The sequence below is a fragment of the Variovorax sp. P1_H12_2 genome (genome assembly GCF_056405335.1).
On the sequence record NZ_JBFUCI010000043.1, the window covers coordinates 1 to 23576 of the forward strand.

The window sequence follows — 23576 nt, forward strand, 5'->3', positions numbered from 1 at the left end:
GTTCGGGCTGGTCTGGAAACCGCCCTGGTGGACGAGCACGACGATGGCATCGACCCCCTGCGCGCGCAGGCGCGGAATCAGCGCGTTGACCGTGTCCGCCTCGTCGCGGAACTCCAGGCCCGCGACGCCAGTCGGCGTGACGATGGCGGGCGTGCCCTTCAGCGTCATGCCGATGAAAGCCACCTTCGCGCCGTGGAAGGTCTTGATGCCGTAGGGCGGCAGCACGGTGCGGCCGGTCGCGGTCTCGAACACATTCGCCGACAGCCACTTGAACCTCGCACCGTCGAAGGTGCCCGGTGCATTGGAGCCGAGGCCCTTGCAGCTGTTCGGATCGGGAACCCCGTTGCTGAGCTTGCAGCCGCCGTCCTGCAGGCGCTTCAGTTCCGCCGAGCCCTTGTCGAACTCGTGGTTTCCCACGGCATTGAACTCGACCCCGATCTTGTTCAGTGTCTCGACCGCAGGCTCGTCGAAGAACAACGCGGAGATCAGCGGCGAGGCACCGATGAAGTCGCCGGCGCCGACGACCACGTTGTGGACGTTCTGCGCCTTCAGGCGAGCCACGTAGGCAGCCATGTATTCGGCGCCTCCGACGGCCGGTCGCTGCGCCGCCGGGACCACGGTATTGACGCCGAAGGTACCGGGCGACTGCAGGGTGCCGTGGAAGTCGTTGAAGCCGATGATCTTGACCTTGATCGGCTCGAGCGGACCGCCGTGGCGGTCATCGGCCCGGTCCCGGTCTCGATCGTTCGAGGCGACCCCCTGGGGTGGTTCGTCTGAACGGGCGTGAACGTCGATGCTGGCCAAGCCGATGCCCGAGGCAACGGCGGTCATGGCGCAAGTCAGCACGAAGCGGCGGATCATCATGGAAGAGGCTCCTGGTCCATTGAAATCACGAGACGGCGATGCGGCGGGGATGCCGATCCCACGAGGGGATTCGGATCCACGGCGCGACTATCGATGCGACCGGTGACGGGACTGTGACGCGCTGCCATGCGGCGGCTGGCCGCCGCGCCGATCAGTGTCCCTTGGCCTCGGCGCGCGCGGGGACCGCGGTGATGACTTCAGCTTGCGCGCGGCTTCTGCCGGCGGGCGACTGCGCATGGACGCTGTCCGCGAGCAGCCAGGCGACCGCCGTGGTGGTGAGGATTCTGACGATGGGCAAGGTTTTCATACGATCGGTTCGCGCGCAGGAGCGTTGCGCGCGCCGAAGGCTATCCGGGCAACATGGCGCGGCGATGACGGTTTTCGAAAGCCTTGCGACGACGACGGCTTGATCGAAGCGCGAACCTGAGCACCGCCGGACGCGTCACGTCCCCTTGCGCAAGAACACGTGCGTCGCGCGTTCGCCGGCGACGGACTCCGCGCATTCATAGCCCAGCGCCGGCAGGTCGAGGCCCTGGAAGAGCGGCTCGCCCGAGCCGAGCAGCACAGGCTGCACGGCCAGATGCAGCTCGTCGATCAGTCCCGCATTGAGATACTGCCGAACCGTGGCCACGCCGCCGCCCAGGCGAACGTCGAGGCCGCCCGCCGCGGCCCTCGCCTGCTCCAGGGCCGCGTGAATGCCTTCGGTGACGAAGCGGAACACCGTGCCTCCGGCCATCGCGAACGGCGGCCGCGGATGGTGCGTGAGCACGAACACGGGGGTGTGATACGGCGGCTCGTTGCCCCACCAGCCTTTCCAGCTCTCGTCCGGCCACGGCCCCCGGACCGGGCCGAACATGTTGCGCCCGAGGATCCAGGCGCCGATGCCGGCAAAGCCCTGCTCGGCGATGCCGTTGTCGACGCCCGTCTCTCCATCGTCATGGCCGTGCATCCGGCGCCACAGGCGGGTGTGGAAGAACCACTCCATCAACTCGGGGCCCCGGATGCCGAGCGGATTCTGCAGATCCTGGCTCGGCCCGGCGCCGTAGCCGTCGAGGGAGATGGCGAAGCTCTGAACGCGGAGTTGGGACATGGAGTGGCTCCTTGCCTGATCAAGCCGGCCCGGGCATGGGCCAGCGCCCATTGTCCACAGGGCCGAAGACCCCAGGGTCATCGCCGGCGCTGCCGCCCTATCGCATGCCGAACGCGCGCATCACGCCGGCACGGAAGCTCTTCGAGCTGGACCCCGTCGTCCCGCTACGCCAGGCTCACCACTTGTTGCGCAGCTCGCGAAGCTTGACGAACACGGTCTTCGGGTCCGGCTTCTCCGGCAGGTCGGGAAAGACCTCGCGAAGCGCCGCGATGACGCTCGGGCTGGACAGGCGCAAGAAGGTGTTGATCTGCTTCTCCTCGCGCAGCGTCGTGACGCGGGCCCTGGCCGGGTCATGCCCCGTCATGGCGGGCAACAGCGCCTTGGCCGCCGCGTTGTCGGGCTCGCGCGCGAGGGTGAAGCGCAGATTGTTCTCGATGTAGTCGTGGCCCGGGTAGACGCGCGTGTCGTCGGGCAGCTTCGCGAGCTGGTCGACGAAGGTGGTGTACAGGTCCTCGGGATTGCCGCCGTTGTGGCAGTTGCCCGCGCCGGCGTTGAACAGCGTGTCGCCGGAGAACAGCGCCGGCTGCTCGGTGTGGGATCGCAGGCAGATGTGGCACATCGTATGGCCGGGCGTGTCCAGGCATTCGAGCTCGACGGTCTTGCCGACCTTGATCACGTCGCCGGCCTTGACGCCGCGATCCACGCCCGCGATGCGAGAGCCCGACTGGTGGTGCGCAATCACCTTGGCCCCGGTCGCCGCGACCACCGCCTCATTGCCGCCGGTGTGGTCGTGATGCTCGTGCGTATTGAGGATCTGCGTGATCTCCCAGCCCTTCTCCTTGGCGGCGGCCAGGCATTTCTGGTGGTCCAGGGGATCGATGGCGAGGGCCTCGCCGCTCTCGGGGCAAACGATCAGGTAGTTGTAGTTGCGGTAGGCGTTGCCGGTCCAGATGCGCTCGACGATCATGGGATGCTCCAGGTGTCACAGGGTGTGCGAGTGGGAAGCATACCGTCGGCGCTTTCAGCGGTCGATGAAGCCCATGTGCGCCTCGGACAGGCGCGGCTGGCGCACCGGCGCGTTCGCCAGCGCGGCGTCGAGTTCGCGCACATCGTCGGCGGTCAGTCGAAGGTCCGCGGCACCGAGGTTCTCGTCCAGCCGGCCGAAGCTGCGCGTGCCCGGGATCGGCACGATCCACGGCTTCTTCGCCAGCAGCCAGGCCAGGGCGGTCTGCGCCAGGGTCGCGCGCTGGCGCTCGGCCACCTTCGCGACCAGCGCCAGCAAGGCCCGGTTGGCCTTGAGCTCCTCGGGCGCGAAGCGCGGAAAGGTGCTGCGCAGGTCGGCGTCGCCGAACGTGGCGTCGTCGCTGACCTTGCCCGTCAGGTAGCCCTGGCCCAGCGGACTCCAGGGCACGAAGCCGATGCCCAGTTCTTCCACCGTCTGCAGCAGGCCGTGCTCGGGATCGCGCGTCCACAGCGAGTATTCGGACTGCAGCACGCTGACGGGTTGCACGGCGTGGGCACGCCGGAGGGTCGCGGCGCTGGCCTCGGACAGGCCGAAGTGCTTCACCAGGCCCCGTGCCACGAGATCCTTGACCGCGCCGGCGACCTCCTCGATCGGCACCTCGGGATCGACCCGGTGCTGGTAGAACAGGTCGATGGCCTCGACCTTCAGCCGCTTCAGCGAGGCTTCGGCGACCTTGCGGATCTGTTCGGGGCGGCTGTTCAGTCCGACGATCCGGTCGTCCCGGATGTCGAAGCCGAACTTGGTCGCGACGACGACGCCGGCGCGGAACGGGGCGATCGCCTCGCCCACCAGTTCTTCGTTGACGTACGGGCCATAGGCTTCGGCCGTGTCGAAAAAGGTCACGCCGAAATCATGGGCGGCGCGGATGACGTCGATCTGCTCCTCGCGGCTCAGGGACGTCGGGCCATAGCCGAAGCTCATGCCCATGCAGCCGAAGCCAAGGGCCGAGACTTCGAGACCGCTGTTGCCAAGCTTGCGTTTTTTCATGGGTCCACTCATTGGTGAGGTCGAAGGGACGAAGGTCCCCCGTGGCTTGCCGCTGCGCGGCGCCACTGGCATGCGTACGGATCGATTTGCGGGTTCGGCGGGGGCGCGGGTGCCCCCGACTCGTCAGCCGCTTGCTCGGCCCAGCTGAAGTTCGCGCAGACGCTTGACGTCGCGTGCGGGTGGCGAGCCGAAGAAGCGGCTGTATTCGCGGTTGAACTGCGACTGGCTGTCGTAGCCGACGCGGTGTCCGGCGGTCGCGGCGTCCACGTGTTCGCCGATCAGGATCCTCGACCCGCAGTGGCTCCTGAAACCGGCGCGAGAGCAGACCGATGGCCTGCGTGATCCGCTGGCTGTGGCTGTCGACCACGGCCATCTGTGCCAGCCGCCAGCCATCGGGCGACCTGAGCAGGCGGTACAGGATCTCGCGGGTGATCAGCGGCGCCAGGGCGGGCACGTCCTCGGGCGAGGCCAGCAACTTGACCAGGCGCAGCAGCGGGTCCAGCAGCGTGGAGGAGATCTCGCCCGTGAACATCCCGCGTTGCGAGGCTCGCACCGGAAGCACTTCGCGCAGCTTGAGCTCCAGCGCCAGCGCGGCAATGTCCTTGACGTCGAAATCCAGCCGCAGGCCAAGGTACGGCGCCTCCGGCGATGYGTCGATCACCTGGCCCGCCACGGGCAGGTTCTGTGCGACCACCAGGTAGTGGCTGCTGTCGTAGACGTAGACCTCGCCACCGAGCAGGACGCGCTTGCTGCCCTGCGCCAGCACGCAGAAGGCCGGCTCGTAGACCGAGTGGACCGGATGCTGCGTGTGCGAGGCGCGGGCCAGGATGAGGCGCGGTATCGCCGTCGCATGGGCGCCGTCGGTACCGGTGTGCCGGTCGATCAGGGCGGCCAGCTCGGCCCGCATGACCGTGGCCTGCAGTTGATTGGCAGATCGATCGTCTCGCAGTGCCTGATGGGTGGAGGTCAGCATGTGCCGTAGCTTAGGCATCTCGCCGCCGCTTGTCTCGACGCCTGGGCCTCTGCCGGAGGATCGTGCAAACATCGCCAAGAATCCTGCAAGGCTGCCCAATCTGCCGACGCCGCAGGTAGCGCCGCCGATGAAGGCGGACCCCGTCCGCCGCCACTGGCCGGACTATCCCTAGCTGGTCGCGCGACCGGCAAGCGGCTATAAAGCCGTCGGCGGGTCTGTCGCAGCCGACTCGTCCCAGCCACTCCAACAACAAGTTCGGCGAGGAGACATCCAATGCAAGCTCGACTCAAGGCGGATTCGAAACGCGCCTTCTCCACCCATGGCCGGTTCGTGGTTCGCCACGTGGCGCTGGCCGTCTTGATCGCGGCGCCGGTCTTCGCATTGGCCGCCGGGGTCAGYGTGAAGCTCGATTTCTCCAGTCCGACGACGAGCCCGTTTCCGAGCGACCGCTTCACCCAGCCGGACTGGACGCAGAACACGTTCAAGCGCGTGAAGCTGCCCAAGCCGAACTGCGCCGTGATGGTGTCCGATTGCGCCGACATCGACGTCCTCAACACGCTCGACGGCTTCAATACGCAGCCGCGCATCAGCGTGCCGTTCACCGGTGAGATCGACCTGAAGACCGTCACCAGCGAGACGCTGTACCTGGTGAACCTGGGCGACACGCTCTCGGGCGCCGGCTTCGGCCAGAAGGTCGGCATCAACCAGGTGGCCTGGGACGTCGCCGGCAAGACGCTGGTGGTCGAATCGGAAGAACTGCTGCAGGAGCACTCGCGCTACGTGCTGGTGGTCACCAACGGCATTCGCGACAAGGCCGGGGACCCCCTCGATGGCGGGGCATTCGCTCGGCTTCGCCAGCCGACCGACCGCGGCGAGGCGCAAGACCGCGACACGATGGACTATCGCGGGGCGCTGCAGAACGCGGACCGCTCGATCCCGCAGGGCCGGCACCGCGCGGTCGCGCTGAGCCTGTTCACCACGCAGAGCATCAGCGCCGACCTGCTGAAGATCCGGGATCAGATCAGGCGCTCCAATCCGGCGCCCGTGAATTTCATGATCGGCAACGACGGCACGGCGCGTGCCGTGTTTCCGGTCGCCGGCCTGGCTGGAATCCAGTGGGTGCAGCAGACCGGGACGGCCCCGGCGTTCACTCCATCGCCCGTCCCGACGACGGCGCTGGGCGTGGTCCCGGGCGCGGTCGGGCGTGTGGCCTTCGGCAAGTTCAGCTCGCCCGATTACCTGAACACGGCCAGAGTCATCCCCGCCACCGGCACCTTGACCGGATTTCCGGTGCCTCAGTCGAGCAACGAGCTGGTGGTCGAGATGTTCCTGCCGAGCGGTGCCCGGCCGCCGGGTGGTTGGCCGGTGGCGATCTTCGGCCATGGCTTCACCGACAGCATGTACGGCGCACCCTGGACCGTCGCATCGATGTTCGCGTCCAGAGGGATCGCAACGATGGCGATCAGCGTCGTCGGCCACGGTGGCGGCGCCCTGGGCACGCTCAACGTGACCCCGCAGGCCGGCGCTCCGGTCGTCGTGCCGTCGGGCGGCCGCGGCTTCGACCAGGACGGCAACGGCGCGATCGACTCCACCGAAGGGGTCAGTGCGGTCGGGTCGTCGACGATCGTGTCCAGCCGCGACGGCCTGCGCCAGACCGTGATCGACCTGATGCAGCTGGTGCGGCAGATCCAGGTCGGCATCGATGTCGACGGCGACGGCTCGGTCGACATCGACAAGAGCCGCATCTACTACGCCGGGCAATCCTTCGGCGGCATCTACGGCACGATCTTCCTCGGCGTGGAAGGTGCCGTCAGGGCCGGTGTTCCCAACGTGCCGGGCGGCTCGATCCCCGAGGTCGCGCGCCTGGGCGGGTTCCGGGTGCTGACCGCGATCGCGTTGGCAACGCGCCAGCCGCAACTGCTCAACCTGCCGCCGACGCCGAACGTGCCGCCGCCTTTCAATCTGAACTTCAACGAGAACATCCCGCTGCGCGATGTTCCGCCACTGGTGAACGACGTCGCAGGCGCCAGCGCGATCCAGCAGGTGCTCGAACACAACACGTGGGTACAGCAGTCGGGCAATCCGGTGTCCTATGCCCCGTACATCCGCCGGCAACCCCTGCGCGGCAACGGGGCCAAGCCGGTGATCGTGCAGTTCGCCAAGGGCGACACCACGGTTCCGAATCCGACGACCACCGCGATCCTTCGCGCGGGACAGCTGGCGGACCGCGCCATGTACTTCCGCAACGACCTGGCCTTTGCCGCGACCGGCGGGGCCATTCCCAAGAACCCGCACACCTTCCTCACCAACATCGGCAACCCGGCGGCCGCGCCGCTGGCTGTCGCGGCCCAGGCGCAGATCGCGGTGTTCTTCGCGACGGACGGCGCGCAGGTCATCGACCCCGACGGTGCCGGCCCGCTGTTCGAGATGCCGGCCGGCTTGCCGTTGCCCGAAACGCTCAACTTCCTGCCCTGATCCGGTCGGGCCGCGGCGCATCGACTCGCCGGCGCTCAGCCGCGCGTGACCTCGATGCTGTACAGCCCCCAGGGGCACAGGGCGAAGCGTTCCTTGAGCGGCTTGTCCTTGAACGCGGCGAGCGTGTCGGCCTCGTAGACGGCCCACTGCGGGCCCAAGCCGCCCAGCGCGAGCGGCGCCCCGTCCATCTCGGTGGCCACGATCATGCGGTAGCTGCGCGCATCGGCCATGCGCAGCGGCACGACATAGCCGTCCACCGCGCGAAGTCCGAGCATCACTTCGCCGGCCGGCGCCACGCCCGCCGACTCGAGCACGCGGGTCAGCAAGGGACCCGCGAGCGAATGCATCTTGGCGTCGTACTCGAGCGTCGCCTTGATTCGAACCACCGGCAGGCGGCGCAAGGCCTCGGCATCGAGCACGTACGCCTTGTCGAACTTGACGCCATGCTTGACCAGCAACTGGTCGAGCGCCGGATCGACGGGGCCACGGTTGGTCTTGCCTACCGCTCCGCTGACGGTCAGGAGACCGGGACCCTGGCGCGGCGGGTCGGCCGCCCATGCGCGAGTCGCGGGCACCAGTCCGGCGAGGGTCGCGGTCCCGAGAAAGCGTCGTTTGTTCATCGCGCGATTGTGGAGCGCTACGCTTGCATCCGTCCACCGCCGTCTTTCCCGCTGACCAGCCCAGGAGACCGAACCCCATGAGCCCCATCCTCGTCGGCCTGATCGTATTTGGCTGCACCTTCTGCGGTGCGCTCGCAGGCATCGCGCTCCACCGCAAGCTGCCCTTGCACCACAAGGAAGCCGACTCCAACGACGTCATCAAGCTGGTGCTGGGCCTGATCGCGACCATCTCCGCGCTGGTCATGAGCCTGCTCATCGCCTCGGCCCATACCGCGTATGCCACGCAGGAGTCCGAGGTGCAGGCGCTCGGTGTTCACATCGTGCAGCTCGATCGCGTGTTCGCCAGCTATGGCCCGGACGCGGGGCAAGCACGCAAGACCTTCCGCCATCTTGTTGCGGCCAGACTCGAACAAGCGTGGCCGGACAGGGGTGGCGCGAAGCTGGCCTCCAGCACCCTGCGCGTGACGCGCGAATCGGACGAGGAACTGATCGAGCATGTGGTCAACCTGCAGCCGACGACGGACAGCCAGCGCTTCGCGAAGAGCCGCGCCTTGCAGCTCCTCACCGACATCGGAGACGCGCGCCAACTCCTGTACGAACAGGCCGGCGGCTCCATTTCCTGGCCGTTCCTCGTGGTGCTGGTGTTCTGGCTGGTCGTCCTCTTCGTGGGGTTCGGCTTTCTCACCCGCAGCAACGGGACTGTCCTGGTGGCACTCTTCATCGGCTCGCTCTCGGTCGCGGGCGCGATCTTCCTCGTCCTGGACATGAATCAACCCTTCAGCGGCCTGATGCACATCTCCAATGCCCCGATTCGCCTGGCCCTGGAGGCGATCAGCCGATAGCGGCGATGCCGACACCGGCCGGGCCGGAGCCGGTGGCCGCGGCAAGGAAGTGGATCGCGGTCCGATCCGATGGAGGCCGCGAAGTAGGACACTGCTGACATACAGCGCGCGGCAGCGGTGCAAAGTGATGCCTGCGTCTGTCCCAGGGAGTTGCGACCATGTCGGTTGTTTGCGAAGTCTGCGGAAAATCGAACCGCGCCAAGTCCAAGTACTGCACGGGCTGCGCTCACCCGTTGCCCGGGTCCGGGCTTTCCCGGGTCGACCCGGTGATGGCGTTCCGCCCGTCCTCCGGTGGCGCTCCGCGCGCCGACGACGGCCACCAGCCTGGAGGCGCTGCCATCGTTGCCCTGCCGGCCGAAGCGGCCTCCTTCTGGCTGCGGGCCGGCTGCGTCGGCCTGGCGATGATTCTCGGCTTCACGCTGTGGTGGATGGAGGTCACGCGCAAGCCGGGGGTGCCGCCGCTGCACACGCGGCTCCTGGCCATGCTGGCGCCGGCGCCGAGCAAGTCGCCGATCCCCTCGGCAGCTCCGGAGCCGCCCGCCGAATCGACGCCGGCGGACTCGCCGGATCAGGCACCTCCGACCCCGGCGGCCCCAGCAGCCCCAGCGGCCCCGGCCGCCGTCGCGGAAAGGCCCTCCACGGAGGCACCGGCGAAGCCCGCCGAGACCCAGGCTTCGCCGACGCCGGGTCCTGAAGCCAAGGTCCGGGCCACGGCCCGACCGGCGGCCCGGCCATCCTCTGCACGCCGACCATGGGTCGAGCCCTCGACCACGGCGGAAGAACGCGCGGCCGCACGGGCCGGGCCCGACCTGGGCCCCCCTATCGCGCCCGGACCCGGGCCGCAGTACGGCAGCACGCACTCGGCCGCGCCGCCCGTCGCCGATCTGGGACCGCCCATCGCCCCCGGGCCGGGGCCGCGGTACGACTTCTCGCGCGCTCCGGTGCGAGCGCCCTCGTCGAGGGCTGCGGAGCCGCCGCCCCCGCGTTGACTCGCGACTTTCAGGCGCCTACGACGCCTTCGCCTGGCCGTCGAGGCGACGGTTGGCGTCCATGGCATAGACGACGTGCTTGTCATCCGCCGACTTCTGATGGCCCCCGCTGTCTCCCGAAGGCAGGGATGCCGAGCCGTAGACCTCKCGCTCGAGCCTCTTCGCGCGCTCCGCGTACATGCGGGCCAGAGCGCCATGGTGCTCGGCGGCGGCCTGATGCTCGATGCGCGCCATCTGCGCTTCCTCGAGCAATGTCATGACACGCCGCAGGTGGCCGTTTCGGCTGGGCTGAAAGATGCTGAACATCCGACCCTCCTTCATGGGAAGCCATTGAAGAACATGCTTTGTACTTCAATCGTGCCGGTTGCGCTTGCGCCTTGGGCCAAAGAGGTAGGCTGTCCGGACGACCAGGGCGCGGCGGACGCCCTCGTTCAGAAGCGGTCCGCCAACCCCATCGCCGGATCGCTCACCGAGTGCCGGCCGGTCTCGATCCGGCCGGCGAAGCGCCGGTAGAAGGCGGGATCGGCATCGCAGGTCACCACGAAGTCGTACCACTGGCCGCTGGCGTCCAGGCTCCAGCGCATGCTCTTCTGGTCGCCCCCCTTGACCCGAATGCCCGACGCGCCGTTGCGATCCATACCGCGGCCCTCCTGGCCCTCGTGGTCGTCGCGATCCTCTTGGTCACCGGCCCCATGGGCATCGGGGCGCGCGTAAACCTTGTTGGACTGGACGGTGAAGCGGCAGTCGCGCCGGCCGTCGTTGCGCAACTGAAGGTAGAGGTCGCCGCGGCGCTTCTCGTAGCCCACGCGGATTTCGGGCAGCGCCACACCCCCCGCACGCAACCGGTTCAGGTCGCCCTTGAACTGGCGGTGGAAGCCGTTCGGCCCGAGCACCCACAGGTCGTACAGGCCGGCGTTGTCGGCCATGGCGGCCCAGTGGCCGTCGAGCTGCTTGCCGGGCTCGACCACGTAACGGCGCGGCAGGCGGTCCGCCAGGTTCAGCTTGTCGTAGACGTGGAACACGGCGGCGGCCTGGCCGCTGTTGGCGAACAGCAGCTGCACGCGGCCGTTGACCGAGTCCGTGCGCGCGCTGGTGTGGAGCTCGTAGGGCAGCGCGCGCGAGGGACGCACGCCGGTGGCCTGCGCCGGCAGCGGGAGGTCGGCCGTCGGGATGATCTTCGGCAGCGCCTGCTGGGCGGCGGTCAGCGCATCGGCCTCGCCCTTGGTCGTGCGTCCGGCCAGGGTGGGCAGCGGCTCGTTGTTCGGGCGCTCGAAGTTGAAGGCGCTGGTGAGGTCGCCACAGACGGCGCGGCGGTACTTGCTGATCTGCGGCTCGGCCACGCCGAAGCACTTTTCGAGGAACAGCAGCGTCGAGGTGTGGTCGCAGACCTGCGAGTTGACCCAGCCGCCGCGGCTCCAGGGCGAGACCACCCACATCGGCACGCGCGGGCCGGGGCCGTAGGGCCGGCCGTCGATCGCGGGCTGGTTCGAGGTCGCCGGCGCGTAGTTGTGATATTCGACGGCCACGTCGGCGTCGGCCAGCGTGCAGCCGCCGGCCAGCGTCCCGTCGGCATTGCGCGACGGCACCGCCGGCGACGGCAGGTGGTCGAAGAAGCCGTCGTTCTCGTCGAAGTTGATCAGCAGCACCGTCTTGCTCCAGACCTCCGGGTTGGAGGTCAGCGCGTCCAGCACTTCCTGCACGTACCAGCCGCCCTTGGCCGGACTCGACGGTCCGGGGTGCTCGCTGTATGCGGACGGAGAAATGATCCACGACACCGCGGGCAGCTTGCCGTTCTTGATGTCTTCGCGGAATGTTTCCAGGAAGCCTTGCGGCATGGTGTTGCCGAAACCCTTGGCCAGCGGGCTGAGCGCGTCGTCGATGACCGGGTCATAGAGCGGGCCGGCGGCAGTGACCGGCTGCGTGATGTCCGTGGCCGCGACATAGACCGGACGGCGGGCCACCGGCATCTGCTCGATGGCAGCGCGCCAATGGCGGAAGCCCATCATCTCGTTGCAGCCGAAGTTGTCGATCAGGCTCTGGTAGACCTTCCACTTCACGCCGCCCTTCTCCAGCCGGTCGGCATAGGTGGTCCAGGTCCAGCCCTGGGTGGCCGGGCCGATGTCGTTGCCGCCGTTGAACTGGTTGTTCAGGCCCGCCACCTCGACCCTGCTGCCGTCGACCGGGCTGATGCCGTTCGGGCCGTTGGTGCCGCTCCAGTAGAACAGGCGGTTCGCGATGGTGCCCGTGTGCATGCCGCAGTGGTAGTGGTCGCACAGCGTGAAGGCGTCGGCCAGCGCGCGCTGGAACGGAACTTCCGCGGTGTCGTAGTAGCCCATCGACAGCAGGTTCTTGGCGTCCGGCCACTTGAACATGCGGCCGTGATCCCACGCCGCCTGCGAATCGGACCAGCTGTGGGGCGTGCTGCCGGCGCGTTGCGCGTTGCCCTTGCTCTCGTCGAGGCGGTAAGGCACGTAGGTGCTGGGCGGCGTCGTCTTGGTGTAGGTCTGATGGAAGATGTTCTTGCCGTTGGGCGCGGGGACGGTGAAACGGTCGCCATAGCCGCGCACGCCCTTGAAGGTGCCGAAATAGCTGTCGAAGGAGCGGTTCTCCTGCATCAGCAGCACCACATGCTTGACGTCCTTGATGGTGCCGGTGTCGTGGTGGGCGGGGATGGCCAGCGCGCGGCGGATGCTGGGGGGAAAGGCGGCCAGCGTGGCGGCGGCGATGCCGGTGCCGGTGGAGCTCTGGAGAAACTTGCGACGTGTGGTCATGGCAGGGTCGGTTTCGAGGATTGGAACAGGCGTCAGGGGGCGTAGCTCACGCTGGGCTCGCCGCTCGCGTCGGACGCGGCCGGGGCGGGCTGGGTGGCCTTGCTGGCCGTGCCGGCACCGGCGGTGCCGGTGGCAGCGTTGGCTCCACCAAGGCCGCCGCCTTCGCCGCCACCACAGGCGGCCAAGGCGCAGGCCAGGATCGACAGCGCGACCGGCGCGCGCAGGATGGACCAGGGATACATGGGGGCAACACTCCGTTTCTTGGAATCGAGGGTGCTCGACGAACGGCGGTGTCGCCGGCGCGTCGAGGCATTCCAAGACTAGGCAGTCGCCGTGACGTCGCGATGAAGCGACGATGACATCGCGCGCGAGGCGCGCGTGCATGGGCTGCCGTACGAGCGGTCGGCAGGGTGAGCCCGGTGCGCCGACCTAGGGGTGCGCAAAGCTGGCGTCAGGACGGCCAGCGGCCGTCGCGCGACAGCTCCCGAGCAGGCGAGGCACTCCGAGGTCCGAGAGAAAAGCACATTTCGGCGTCGTCGACTTCGCCATCGATGACGCGGCAGCGCGTTCCGGGCGACAGGATCTTCGCGTCCTTGAGTGCTTGCACTTCGGCCCGCAATTCGGCTTCGATCCGTGACAGAAAGCTCTGGATCCGCGCCAGTTGTTCATCGGACAAGCGGGTCACGCGTGGCTCCTGCGGCACTGCCTCAAGGGGTTGTGGTCCGCATGAAGATGCGCTCCATGTCCTGCTCGAAAGGCTCGCCCGTGCACGCGACCAAGGCCAGCACCGAGCCCGCCAATGCGACCAGCAGGCAGGCTCCGACGAGGAATTTCTCTCGCCGCAGTGCCTTGGCCTGCGCGGGCGTCTGCTCGGGATGGGTAGCCGGCAACTCCGGGGCGTTCCCGGTTCGCGACGCATCGAACCACTCGCTGTCGAGCCACTGCGCCTCGCCCGACGAGCGCTCGAAATCCATCTTGGATGGCATCTCGCAGTTCCTCCCTGAAAGGCTCGGCAGCCGTCACCCCACGACCTGCGACACCTGCGCCTGGAGACTGCTGGCTTCCACGCGCACGGTCGAGGCACCCGACCATAAACGCCCAAGGACCATCGGTCTGTTCGATACCGCACTTAGCAGCCTGGCGCGCGGGCGCGAGGCGGGGTCCCTCGCCTCGCCTTCGACGCGCCCGCATCACCCCGCGGCACGACGCGTGCTGCGAGGAAGCAGTCGGTCGTATTCCTTCCTGACCACCTCGTAGCATTCGCAGGATCGCTTCTCCAGGCCAGGCCGGTCGAGCACCGTGATGCGGCCACGCGCGTAGCGAATCAGTCCCGCGGCCTGCAGCTGAACCGCGGCTCCGGTCACCCCTTCGCGACGAACCCCAAGCATGTTGGAGATCAGTTCCTGGGTCATCGCCAGAACGTCACCCGGCCGACGATCGAGGCTCAGCAGCAGCCAGCGGCACAGCTGCTGGTCGAGGGAATGGTGGCGATTGCAAACGGCCGTCTGCGACATCTGCGTGATGAGCGCCTGCGTATAGCGCAGCAGCAGGTGCAGCACGGGGCCGCCCCGATTGAACTCGTCCTGCAGCGCCTTGGCGCCGAGCCGGAAGCCCTTGCCGGCACTCTGGACGACGGCGCGGCTCGGCGTGGAGCCGCCCCCCATGAAGAGCGAAATCCCGACGATGCCATCCTTCCCCACGACGGCGAGCTCCGCGGAGGCGCCATTCTCCAGCACGTACAACAGGGAGATGATGGCGCTGGTCGGAAAGTACACATGGCTGAGCGTCGCCCCGGGCTCGTAAAGCACGTGGCCGAGCGGCAAGTCGATGAATTCGATCAATGGCAACCAGCGCGCCAATTCGGCGTCGGGCAGCGCTGCGAGCAAGTCGTTCAATCGCGCATCCGTGGCGGTCACCATGGCAAGACTCCCGCGCTTCGACCACCGGAGAACACCTGAAAACAGCCTCGCGACAGGCGCGAGTTTCAGAAACCGGCGTCCGTACGGTAGGTAACATAGAACGCCTGCGGCGCGAGAGTCAAGAGGCAGTTCCCCCTAGGCCGCCACGCCCCTCTGCACATCTGCCTTGGCACCCGATTCCTCGCCGTGAGCGCCGGGCGGCGGCGCCGGCGCGAGATGCAGGCTTGTCGAACGAACCCGACATTTCCGGGGCCGGCCGAGGTCATTTGTCCCCTGCATCCCGGGCTTTGGGGGGCGTCAATAGAATCCGTGCCGACGCGCCCCCGCCAAGACTTTCCCAGTTCGCCCAACCCGTGATCCCCTATGCCCGAGCTTGAATATTCCGCGCAGACCGCAGCGGTTCGCAGCGTCCTTGCCACCCATGGGATTCGCCCTGCGTTGGCGCTGCTCAATGACAGGACGGACTACAGATACACGGCCATCTACAAGTTGAGCGGCGACGCGATGCGCGCGGAGCACGTCTTCGACCGCAATTCCGAATACCGCACCTGGTTGAAAGCGGTTCCTCTGGACAAGAGCTTTTGCAAGCACGCGATGGAACAGGGCGAATTCGTGACCGACCACGTCTCCAAGGACGAGGCCCTGATGAGCTACCGCCCCTATGTCGGTCTCGTCGAGTCGTACTACGGGCGGCTGCTGACGCGCGAGTGCGGGACGCCCTATGGCACGTTCATTCATTTCGACCTGGAACCCCGAAGCATCGCCGCGACGGAGATTTCTTTTCTCCAGGAAGTGACGCCGCTGTTTCTCGACTACCTGGACTGACTTGCGAATTCACGGGGGCCATGCGCTTTTTGGCTCCGCAGCGGAATGCCGCAGCAGGATCATTTCATCGGTTGGCGAATGACCGTTTTCCATTTCGCGGGATCGGCTCGCCGGATGTCGCTCAGGTAGATCTCGTGATGCTTGCCGGCCCGGCCACTTCGCGCATCGATGAAATCGTGCAGCCGCTCCACCGTGGGGCCTTCATCCGAGAAGGGTCCAAGATGCAGCACCTGGGCGCACGGGCCCTCCGGGAAGCGCTCCAGCCGTAGCTTGTCGATGGCCGGCAGTGCCTTCTTCCGTCGCACTTCGGCCATCGCCGCTTCGATGACTTCGTCGGCGACGAAGTCGGGCTGCATGATCATCATCGTCCAGTTCCATTGCTCCCTGTCGTTGGCGACGAAGGCGGACATGTCATCGGCCCACCAGAGCCCTTCGAGCGGCATGACGGCATAGTCGGTCGCCTGCGGCCCCTTCTTGACCATGAACTTGGCGGTGTAGGAGACGGAGAACAGGGCCTCGACGGCCTGCGCATACGCCTGCGACGTGCCGGGATCGCCCCGACCGTCGACCATGAGAAACCTGAAGCTCGGCACATCGACCTGCACCACCGCCTTGGCGGACGGTTGATAGAGATGCTTCAGTTGTTTCCTGAGATCGATCTTTTCCATGGGGGCTCCAGGCGACGGCCGGCCATCATGCCGGGCGCAGCGGCTTCGACGCCAGGTCAAGCCGCCGCAGAGTCATCAAACGGGCGTACCGAACAGGCGACCAACGCCTGCGGTAACCCCCATCGCCAGCGCTCCCCAAAAAGCAACGCGCCAAGCCCCCCGGAGAACGCCTGCCCCGCCTGCACGCGCGGCAATGGCGCCCAGCAACGCGAGGAAGGCCATCGAAGTGCCCGCCGCCCAGGGAATCAGGCTGCGTTCGGGCGCCAGCATCGCGACGACCAGCGGCAGCGCGGCACCCACCGCGAAGCTGGCGGCCGAGGCCAGGGCAGCCTGCACCGGATTCGCCCCGAGACCCGAGGAGATGCCGAGTTCGTCCCGTGCATGGGCACCCAGGGCATCGTGGTTCATCAGATCGACGGCCACCTGCCGCGCCAGGGCAGGCTCGAGCCCTCGCTTGACGTAGATGGCAGTCAGTTCGCGCTGCTCGGCGGCAGGGTCCGTATCCAGCTCCATGCGTTCGCGGGCCAGATCGGCCCGCTCGGTATCGGCCTGCGAGTAGACCGACACATATTCGCCCGCAGCCATCGACATGGCGCCAGCCACGAGGCCCGCCACACCGGTCATCACGACAGTGGCATGGCTCGCGCCGGCCGCCCCGACGCCGACGACGAGACTGGCCGTCGAAACGATGCCGTCGTTGGCACCGAGCACGGCGGCGCGCAGCCAGCCGATCCGATGATTGCGGTGACGTTCTGAATGGCGCGGCATGGTTCAAGTCTAAGCGAGTGAACTCGCCTCGCCGCGTTGGACGACGGCGCCGCGATCAGCCCAGCGCGAAGCCCTCGTAGCCCCGGCCGGCCACCGCCGCGCAGCGTTCCGCATAGGCCGGGAATCCGCCGGCCAGCGGCATGAACATGCGCGGCTTGCCCGGGATGTTCGCGCCCAGGTACCAGGAGTTGCAGCTCAGGAACACCGTGTGGGCAGCGATCGCGTTGACCTGCGCGACCCAGGCGCTCTCGGCCTCGCCGGTGGCCTCGATCGTGGCGTGGCCCTGTGCGTCGAGCCAGGCGATGCACTCGGCGATCCAGTCCACGTGGTGCTCGATCGAGAGGATGACGCTCGTGAAGGCCGCGGGGCTGCCCGCGCCGGCGATGTTGAACAGGTTCGGGAAGCCGGCCACCGTCAGGCCCAGGTAGTTCAGCGGCCCGTCGCGCCACTTGTCCTGGATGCGCAGGCCGCCGCGGCCGCGCAGGTCCATCCGCATCAGCGTGCCGGTGACGGCGTCGAAGCCGGTGGCCAGCACCAGCGTGTCGAAGGCGTGCTCGCGCCCGCCGGTGCGCAGTCCGCCCGGCGTGATGGCCTCGATCGGCTGCGCGCTGACGTCCACCAGGTGCACGTTCGGCCGGTTGAAGGTCTCGTAGTAGTCGTCGGCCACGCACATGCGCTTGCAGCCGATGGGCTGCTGCGGCGAGAGCAGCGCCGCCGTCGCCGGGTCGCGGACCTTCTCGCGGATCTTGCCGCGCACGAACTCGGCCGCCAGTGCGTTGGCCCGCAGATCCGTCATCAGGTCGGCGAAGGCACTGAGCATGGAGAACCCGCCGAAGCGCCAGCGGGCCTCGAACACCGCTGCGCGCTCTTCGGGACTCGCCGCCAGCGCCGAGTCCGGGTTCGAGGGCAGCTCGCAGCCGAAGCCGGTGCGCATCTGGCGGTTGCGGGCCCGGAAGCCCGGGTAGTCGGCCTTCACGCGGGCCTCGTGCGCCGGATCGAGCGGTCCGTTGTGGGCCGGCACCACGTAGGCGGCGGTACGCTGGAACACGGTCACCGACGCCGCCTGCTGCGCGATGCGCGGGATCACCTGGACCGCCGAGGAACCCGTGCCGATCACGCCCACACGGCGGCCGCCGAAATCGACCGGCGCATGCGGCCAGTCGGCCGTGTGCAGGACCGGCCCGGCGAAGGTCTCCAGGCCGGGAAAGGCGGGCGTGTTCGGTGTCGACAGCGGCCCGCTGGCCAGCACGACGAAACGCGCGTGCCAGGCCTGCGCCGCGCCATCGGCGCCGGTGCCGCCGATCTGCCAGCGCTGCCCGTCGTCGTCGAAGCGGGCCGACGTCACGCGCGTGTTCAGGCGGATGCCGCCGCGCAGGTCGAAGCGGTCCGCCACGTGGTTGGCGTAGCGCAGCAGTTCGGGCTGCGAGGCATAGCGCTCACTCCACTGCCATTCCTGCTGCAGGGCCTCGCTGAACGAGAACGAGTACTCCAGGCTCTGGATGTCGACGCGGGCACCGGGGTAGCGGTTGGCGTACCAGGTGCCGCCCACGCTGGGCGCGGCCTCGAGCACCAGCGCCGACAGGCCCATCGCGCGCGCCTTGCGCAGCATGCAGAGGCCACCGAAGCCGGCGCCGACGATCAGCAGGTCCAGCGCCTGCGGCGCATGCGATTCGGTGAAGCCTTGCGTGGTCATGCGGATCTCCAGTCCCGTGGGGCGTCGACGACTCCGGTGCCACCGGAACGAACTCCCCATGAGGCGATGGCCAGGCCCGCGCCAGTATGCTGCGCGGCCAAACGGCTGTCGAGGTCCGCCGGGCTCGCGACCGAAGCGATCGAAGTCAGCCGTCACAATCGCCATCCGGCGGCGGCAACCCTTGGCCCGCGAAGCCAGTCGATTTTCTTTCAGCGATCCATGTTCACCCTGACCCGCCTGACATTCCAACGCGCCAGGAAAGAGCGCCTGCCCCAGGTCGCCGGCAGCCTGACCTTCACGACCCTGCTGTCCATCGTGCCCTTGCTGGCCGCGAGCTTCGCGCTGTTCACGCACTTCCCGATCTTCAGGCGCTTCAAGGACGCGCTTCAGGAGATCCTGTTGAGCCGGCTGCTTCCGGCGGACATCGCGCGCACGGTGTTGAAGTACCTGAACCAGTTCGCCGCCAACGCCAGCGGCCTGACCTGGGTCGGCTCGCTGTTCCTGCTGGGCGCGGCCATCGCGATGCTGCTGACCGTGGAAAACGCACTGAACCAGATGTGGCAGGTCCGCAAGAATCGGCCGTTGTTCAGGCGGGTCGGCCTGTACCTGCTGATGCTGGCGGTCGGGCCGCCCGTGCTGGGTCTGAGCCTCTGGGCCACGTCCTACTTGCTGGGCAGTTCCATGGGGCTGATCGGCGCGCTGCCGCGATCACTCGCCTTCGTGCTCGACCTCGGGCCGTTCATGCTCGGCGTGATCGCGCTGACGAGCATGTTCTACCTCGTGCCGAACACCCAGGTACGGCTGCGCGACGCCATCGCGGGCGGCTTGATCGCCAGCGTGGCCTTCGAGCTGGGCAAGCGCGGCTTCACCGCCTACCTCGCCAAGGTGCCCACGTACAAGGCGCTGTACGGGGCGTTCGCCGCGCTCCCCATGTTCCTGCTATGGGTGTACTTCTCGTGGCTGGTCACGCTGGTCGCGGCCATGATGACGGCCAACCTGGCGCTCACCCGACGGCGGACGGGCGGCAAGGCTGCTCGGGCCTAGGCATTCATCACAGTGCGTGCAATGAGCCCCAGCTGAACCTCCGCCGCGCCGCCGAAGATGGTGTAGGCCCGGCTGTTGCAGTACTCCGGCACCAGCGTCGCCGTGGCGTTGCGGCCATCGGCGGGGTCGCTGCGCCAGCGCAGGCTGTCACCACCGAGGGCTTCCACGCCCAGTTCGCCGATCGCCTGCTTGAGCCGGCTGGCCCGCAGCTTGAGGATCGACGACACCGGTCCGGGGTTGGCGCCCGGCGCCAGGCCGCCCATGGTGCGCAGCTCCAGCCACTCGAAGGTGTCGACATCGGACGCCACCTCGCCGAAGCGGCGCAGCAATTCGTCGTTGACGGCACCGGGCACGCGCAGCGCCTCGGCCACACGCTTGAGCTGCAAACGCAGCCGCGGGCTGAAGATGCCGGCGCCGCGCTCGAACTCGAGCAGGTACTTGGCGCAATCCCAGCCCGCGTTCTCCTCCCCGATGCGGTCGGCCTGCGGCACCCGGACACCGTCGAAGTGCACCTCGTTCACCTCGTGGTCGCCGCCGATCGTGGCGATCGGCCGCACCGAGATGCCCGGCAGGTTCATGTCGACCAGCAGGAAACTGATGCCCTGCTGCTTCTTGCCTTCGGTGCTGGTTCGCACCAGCGCGAACATGCGGTTGGCCTTGTGCGCGTAGCTGGTCCAGATCTTGGTGCCGTCGAGCACATAGTCGCTGCCGTCCGCCCGCGCACTCAGCGACAGCGACGCGAGGTCCGACCCGGCATTCGGCTCCGAGAAGCCCTGGCACCAGTAGTCCTCGCTCGACAGGATGCGCGGCAGGTAGCGGCGCTTCTGCGCCTCGGTGCCGTAGCGCAGGATCACCGGCCCCACCAGGCGCACGCCCATCGGATGCACCAGCGGCGCGCCGGCCAGCGCGCATTCGGTCTCGAAGATGAAGCGCTGCAGTGCGCTCCAGCCGGTGCCGCCCCACGCCACGGGCCAGAGCGGCACGAGCCAGCCCTTGGCCTGCAGCGCCTTCTGCCACGGCGTCGAGACTTCGGGCGCCGGGTACATCGACGTGGTGCTGCGCTGTCCGTCCCGCAGGGCAGCCGTCAGGTTGGCGGCGAGAAAGTCGCGCACTTCTTCGCGAAAGGCCCGGTCGGCGGGTTCGAGTTCGAGATTCATGCGCTGTGTCCTTCCATCGTCGTCGCGCGATCGTGAAGCGTCTGGCTGCAGCCGAAGGCACCGTTGGCCATGAGTTCCCGACCGTGCCGCAACGCATGCGACGCCGCATCGCCACCCTGCTGCCCGAAGGCCAGAAGCAGCCGGAAGGTCGCGGCGATCGGCAGCTCCTCGCACACGCCCATCGCGCCGTGCAGCTGCACCGCCTCCTGCGCGACGAAGCGGGCGGCGCGGCCGACCTTGTTCTTCACCAGGGCCGCCAGCTCGGGGCCCGCGTCGGGCGACAGCGCGAGCCGCATCGATGCCAGCTCGCAGACCGCTTGCGCCTCCGCACAGTGCACCGCCATCTCAGCCAGCCGATGCTGCACCACCTGGAACTGCGACAGGCTCTGGCCGAACTGCCTGCGTTGCTGCGTATGCGCGGTGGTCTGCGCCAGCGCTGCCTGCATGGCGCCCGTGGCCTCCCAGCCGAGCGCGACCAGGCCTTCGGCCAGCACCCGGTTCAGCCGCACATCCATGTCGCTTTCGCGCTCGTCGCCCAGCAGGATCGCCGGCGTGCCGGCGAAGACGATGTCGGCCGCGCGTCCGCCCGCGCTGGTGTCGTAGGCGTCCGCCTGCACCCCGTCCGCGGGCGGGTCGACCATGAACAGCCGCGTGCCGCCATCGACCGTCGCCGAGACGATCCAGCCCGCAGCGCCGGGCGCAGCCATCGATTGGCGCTTTGCACCGTCGAGGCGCCAGCCGGACGCGGTCCGCACCGCCGTCGTGCGACGCGGCGCCCAGGGCAGCCGATCGCCAGGCTCGGCGTGCGCCAGGGCCAGCCGTCGCTCGCCCGCCATGAGCGGCGGCAGCGATTCGGCTTGCTGTGCCGCCGTGCCCGCGAGGGCCAGGAGCCGCGCGGCCTGCAGCACGCACGCATGCCACGGCTCGACCACCAGGTGCCGGCCGAAGGCCTGCATCAGCAAGCCCGCCTCGAGCGGCCCCAGGCCCAGCCCGCCGGCGCCTTCCGGAATCGGCAGGCCCAGCCAACCCATCTCCGCGAACGCAGCCCAGGCCACGGGCGAGCCGCCGTCGCGATGCAGGCCGGCCTCGCGCTGGCGGAAGTCGTATCGGCCAGCCAGCCAGTCGAGCGCGCTGGACTGGATCAGCGTCTGTTCTTCGGTGAGCGCGAGCCTCATTCGACGCGCTCCGTTTCGCAAGACCCCTGCATCAGTCGGCCTTGATCCTGGCGCTGGCGATCACGCGCGCCCACTGGTCGATGTCGCGGCGCAGGAAGCTCGCGAACTCGGCGGGCGTGTTGCCGATGATGTCCAGCCCCCAGCCCTTGAAGCGCTCGCGCAGCTCGGGCTCTTTCAGGACTTCGACGATCTCGCGATGGAGGCGGTCGATCACCGGCTGGGGCGTGCCGGCCGGCGCCACCAGGCCCAGCCAGGGCATCGCCTCGTAGCCGGGCAGGCCGGATTCGGCGACGGTCGGCAGTTCGGGAATCGACTGCGAGCGCTTGACCGTCGTCACCGCCAGCGCACGCAGCTTGCCGGACCTGATGAACGGCCCCGAGGAGCCGAGCGCATCGATCATGACGCCGACCTGGCCGCCCACCACATCGGTCAACGCCGGGCCGCTGCCCTTGTACGGAATGTGCACCATGAAAGTCTCGGCCATGCTCTTGAAGAGCTCGCCTTCGAGATGGGTGGAGGTGCCCATGCCCGTCGAAGCGTAGTTGAGCTTGCCGGGGTTCTGCTTCGCGTACGCCACGAGCTCGGCCACCGACTTGACCGGAAGCTGCGGGTTGACCACGAGCACGTGCACCACGGACGCGACCTGCGTCACGGGCGCGAAGCTCTTGATGGCGTCGTAGCCGACCTTGTCGTAGAGCAGCGGCGCGGTGCCGAGCGACGAGGCGGCCAGCAGCAGCGTGTAGCCGTCGGCAGGCGCACGCGCGACGTAGTCGGACGCCAGCACCGTGCCGGCGCCCGGCTTGTTGTCGACGATGACCGGCTGGCCCAGGCGCGGCGAGAGCTTCTCGGCGAGCGCGCGCGCCAGGAGGTCGGTCACGCCGCCGGGCGGGAACGGCAGCACCATGCGGATCGGCTTGTCGGGATAGGCCTGCGCGAGCGCGGCCGCCGGCGCCAGCAGCGATGCCGCGACGGCCAGCACCGCGGCGGACACGGTCTTCATCAAGGACGTTTTCATCGGGGGTCTCCTGGAGTGATTTTCAAAGAGCGGGGCGAACCAGCACCAGCGCATCGAGCGCCACCGCACCGGCGCCACGCGCGCGCACCTGCAGCGGATTGATCTCGACCTCCTCGGCCTGCGCACCGAGCGCCGTGGCGGCATCGGACAGCGCGGCGATGCCGGCGCAGGCGGCCTCGACGTCGGCCAGCGGCCGGCCGCGAAAGCCGTCGAGCAGCGGCCAGGCCTTCAGCGAGCGCAGCATGTCGCCGACCATGGCCGCGTCGACCGGCAGCAGCCGGTGGCTGGCATCGCGGTAGAGCTCGGTCAGCACGCCGCCGAGTCCGACCGTGAGCGCGGGGCCGAAGACCGGATCGTGGGTGACGCCCGCGATCAGTTCGGCCACGCCGCCGCGCGCCATCGGCTGCACCAGCAGGCCGTCGATGCGCGCGGACGGGTCGTACGCTTGCGCGGCGGCGAGCACCTCGGCGCAGGCCGTGCGCAGCGAGGCCGCATCGCCGATGTCCAGGCGCACGCCGCCGGCCTCGGTCTTGTGGGCGATGTCGGCGCTGAGGATCTTCAGGGCCACCGGCCAGCCGATCTGCCCGGCCGCCCGCACGGCAGCGTCGGCATCGGCGCAGACATGCTCCGGCAGCGAAGGCACGCCGTAGCGCGCGAGCAGCGCCTTCGTGTCGTGC

At 68.5% G+C, this 23576-nt stretch carries 25 protein-coding genes; 5 read left to right on the top strand and 20 right to left on the bottom strand.

Going from position 1 to position 23576, the window contains the following annotated elements; translation table 11 throughout:
- The 6 genes from AC1D2K_RS07150 to AC1D2K_RS07175 form a co-directional block, all read right to left on the bottom strand.
- A partial coding sequence (locus tag AC1D2K_RS07150) for a metallophosphoesterase family protein (protein WP_478087473.1) occupies positions 1-864 on the bottom strand: 864 nt, incomplete at its 3' end.
- A 151-nt stretch (positions 865-1015) separates the two neighbouring features.
- Complete coding sequence (locus tag AC1D2K_RS07155; RefSeq protein WP_478087475.1) at positions 1016-1162, bottom strand: hypothetical protein; 147 nt, start codon at positions 1160-1162, stop codon at positions 1016-1018.
- Positions 1163-1306: 144 nt separating this feature from the next.
- On the bottom strand, positions 1307-1954 hold the full coding sequence (locus tag AC1D2K_RS07160) for a dihydrofolate reductase family protein (RefSeq protein WP_478087477.1): 648 nt from the start codon (positions 1952-1954) through the stop codon (positions 1307-1309).
- Between the two features lie 175 nt (positions 1955-2129).
- A complete protein-coding gene (locus AC1D2K_RS07165; protein ID WP_478087479.1) occupies positions 2130-2921 on the bottom strand; it encodes a hydroxyacylglutathione hydrolase in 792 nt (263 codons plus the stop codon).
- Positions 2922-2975: 54 nt separating this feature from the next.
- A complete protein-coding gene (locus AC1D2K_RS07170; protein ID WP_478087511.1) occupies positions 2976-3905 on the bottom strand; it encodes an aldo/keto reductase in 930 nt (309 codons plus the stop codon).
- Entirely contained in the window at positions 3829-4938 is a 1110-nt protein-coding gene (locus tag AC1D2K_RS07175; protein WP_478087480.1) for an AraC family transcriptional regulator, read from the bottom strand. The genes AC1D2K_RS07170 and AC1D2K_RS07175 overlap by 77 nt, the downstream gene beginning before the upstream one ends.
- Before the next feature lie 273 nt (positions 4939-5211).
- Between AC1D2K_RS07175 and AC1D2K_RS07180 the strand changes: the two genes are divergently transcribed.
- Complete coding sequence (locus AC1D2K_RS07180; RefSeq protein WP_478087481.1) at positions 5212-7413, top strand: Ig-like domain-containing protein; 2202 nt, start codon at positions 5212-5214, stop codon at positions 7411-7413.
- A 35-nt stretch (positions 7414-7448) separates the two neighbouring features.
- Here the strand turns inward: AC1D2K_RS07180 and AC1D2K_RS07185 are convergent, their stop codons facing one another.
- Positions 7449-8033: a putative pterin-binding protein gene (locus AC1D2K_RS07185; RefSeq protein WP_478087482.1), complete on the bottom strand. Its 585-nt coding sequence runs from the start codon at positions 8031-8033 to the stop codon at positions 7449-7451.
- Positions 8034-8110: 77 nt separating this feature from the next.
- On the opposite strand from AC1D2K_RS07185, the gene AC1D2K_RS07190 reads away from it, so the two are divergent.
- Together AC1D2K_RS07190 and AC1D2K_RS07195 are read left to right on the top strand one after the other, a co-directional pair.
- On the top strand, positions 8111-8875 hold the full coding sequence (locus AC1D2K_RS07190) for a bestrophin-like domain (protein ID WP_478087484.1): 765 nt from the start codon (positions 8111-8113) through the stop codon (positions 8873-8875).
- 158 nt (positions 8876-9033) lie between these two features.
- Positions 9034-9864, top strand: a complete 831-nt coding sequence (locus AC1D2K_RS07195) for a hypothetical protein (RefSeq protein ID WP_478087486.1) — start codon at positions 9034-9036, stop codon at positions 9862-9864.
- An 18-nt stretch (positions 9865-9882) separates the two neighbouring features.
- Here the strand turns inward: AC1D2K_RS07195 and AC1D2K_RS07200 are convergent, their stop codons facing one another.
- From AC1D2K_RS07200 to AC1D2K_RS07225, 6 genes are all read right to left on the bottom strand, one after another.
- A complete protein-coding gene (locus AC1D2K_RS07200; protein WP_478087487.1) occupies positions 9883-10170 on the bottom strand; it encodes a hypothetical protein in 288 nt (95 codons plus the stop codon).
- Between the two features lie 125 nt (positions 10171-10295).
- A complete protein-coding gene (locus AC1D2K_RS07205) occupies positions 10296-12635 on the bottom strand; it encodes a phosphocholine-specific phospholipase C (protein ID WP_478087489.1) in 2340 nt (779 codons plus the stop codon).
- Positions 12636-12667: 32 nt separating this feature from the next.
- Positions 12668-12877 carry a hypothetical protein gene (locus AC1D2K_RS07210; RefSeq protein ID WP_478087491.1) on the bottom strand — a complete coding sequence of 70 codons (210 nt, stop codon included), beginning with the start codon at positions 12875-12877 and terminating at the stop codon, positions 12668-12670.
- Between the two features lie 209 nt (positions 12878-13086).
- Positions 13087-13320 carry a hypothetical protein gene (locus AC1D2K_RS07215; protein WP_478087493.1) on the bottom strand — a complete coding sequence of 78 codons (234 nt, stop codon included), beginning with the start codon at positions 13318-13320 and terminating at the stop codon, positions 13087-13089.
- Positions 13321-13342: 22 nt separating this feature from the next.
- Positions 13343-13621, bottom strand: a complete 279-nt coding sequence (locus AC1D2K_RS07220) for a hypothetical protein (RefSeq protein ID WP_478087495.1) — start codon at positions 13619-13621, stop codon at positions 13343-13345.
- Positions 13622-13825: 204 nt separating this feature from the next.
- Positions 13826-14554 carry a Crp/Fnr family transcriptional regulator gene (locus AC1D2K_RS07225; RefSeq protein ID WP_478087496.1) on the bottom strand — a complete coding sequence of 243 codons (729 nt, stop codon included), beginning with the start codon at positions 14552-14554 and terminating at the stop codon, positions 13826-13828.
- A gap of 363 nt (positions 14555-14917) precedes the next feature.
- Here AC1D2K_RS07225 and AC1D2K_RS07230 point away from each other — a divergent pair, with 363 nt between their 5' ends.
- On the top strand, positions 14918-15379 hold the full coding sequence (locus tag AC1D2K_RS07230) for a hypothetical protein (protein WP_478087497.1): 462 nt from the start codon (positions 14918-14920) through the stop codon (positions 15377-15379).
- Positions 15380-15438: 59 nt separating this feature from the next.
- On the opposite strand, the gene AC1D2K_RS07235 is transcribed toward AC1D2K_RS07230, so the two are convergent.
- The 3 genes from AC1D2K_RS07235 to AC1D2K_RS07245 all read right to left on the bottom strand — a co-directional run bounded on the left by AC1D2K_RS07235 (position 15439) and on the right by AC1D2K_RS07245 (position 18508).
- The gene (locus AC1D2K_RS07235) at positions 15439-16047 is read right to left on the bottom strand and encodes a GyrI-like domain-containing protein (RefSeq protein ID WP_478087499.1); all 609 of its coding nucleotides are present in this window, start codon (positions 16045-16047) and stop codon (positions 15439-15441) included.
- 75 nt (positions 16048-16122) lie between these two features.
- Positions 16123-16815: a VIT1/CCC1 transporter family protein gene (locus AC1D2K_RS07240; RefSeq protein WP_478087501.1), complete on the bottom strand. Its 693-nt coding sequence runs from the start codon at positions 16813-16815 to the stop codon at positions 16123-16125.
- A gap of 55 nt (positions 16816-16870) precedes the next feature.
- Complete coding sequence (locus AC1D2K_RS07245; RefSeq protein ID WP_478087502.1) at positions 16871-18508, bottom strand: flavin-containing monooxygenase; 1638 nt, start codon at positions 18506-18508, stop codon at positions 16871-16873.
- A 219-nt stretch (positions 18509-18727) separates the two neighbouring features.
- On the opposite strand from AC1D2K_RS07245, the gene AC1D2K_RS07250 reads away from it, so the two are divergent.
- Positions 18728-19552 (top strand): YihY family inner membrane protein, encoded by an 825-nt coding sequence (locus AC1D2K_RS07250; RefSeq protein ID WP_478087504.1) that lies wholly within the window; start codon positions 18728-18730, stop codon positions 19550-19552.
- On the opposite strand, the gene AC1D2K_RS07255 is transcribed toward AC1D2K_RS07250, so the two are convergent.
- The 4 genes from AC1D2K_RS07255 to AC1D2K_RS07270 form a co-directional block, all read right to left on the bottom strand.
- Positions 19549-20709 carry an acyl-CoA dehydrogenase family protein gene (locus tag AC1D2K_RS07255; RefSeq protein ID WP_478087505.1) on the bottom strand — a complete coding sequence of 387 codons (1161 nt, stop codon included), beginning with the start codon at positions 20707-20709 and terminating at the stop codon, positions 19549-19551. The genes AC1D2K_RS07250 and AC1D2K_RS07255 overlap by 4 nt on opposite strands.
- Complete coding sequence (locus AC1D2K_RS07260) at positions 20706-21884, bottom strand: acyl-CoA dehydrogenase family protein (RefSeq protein WP_478087507.1); 1179 nt, start codon at positions 21882-21884, stop codon at positions 20706-20708. Before AC1D2K_RS07260 ends, AC1D2K_RS07255 begins: the two co-directional genes overlap by 4 nt.
- Positions 21885-21915: 31 nt before the next feature.
- Positions 21916-22899 (bottom strand): tripartite tricarboxylate transporter substrate binding protein, encoded by a 984-nt coding sequence (locus tag AC1D2K_RS07265; protein WP_478087508.1) that lies wholly within the window; start codon positions 22897-22899, stop codon positions 21916-21918.
- 22 nt (positions 22900-22921) lie between these two features.
- Positions 22922-23576: acetate--CoA ligase family protein (locus AC1D2K_RS07270; RefSeq protein WP_478087509.1), on the bottom strand; the 655-nt coding region annotated here is incomplete at its 5' end.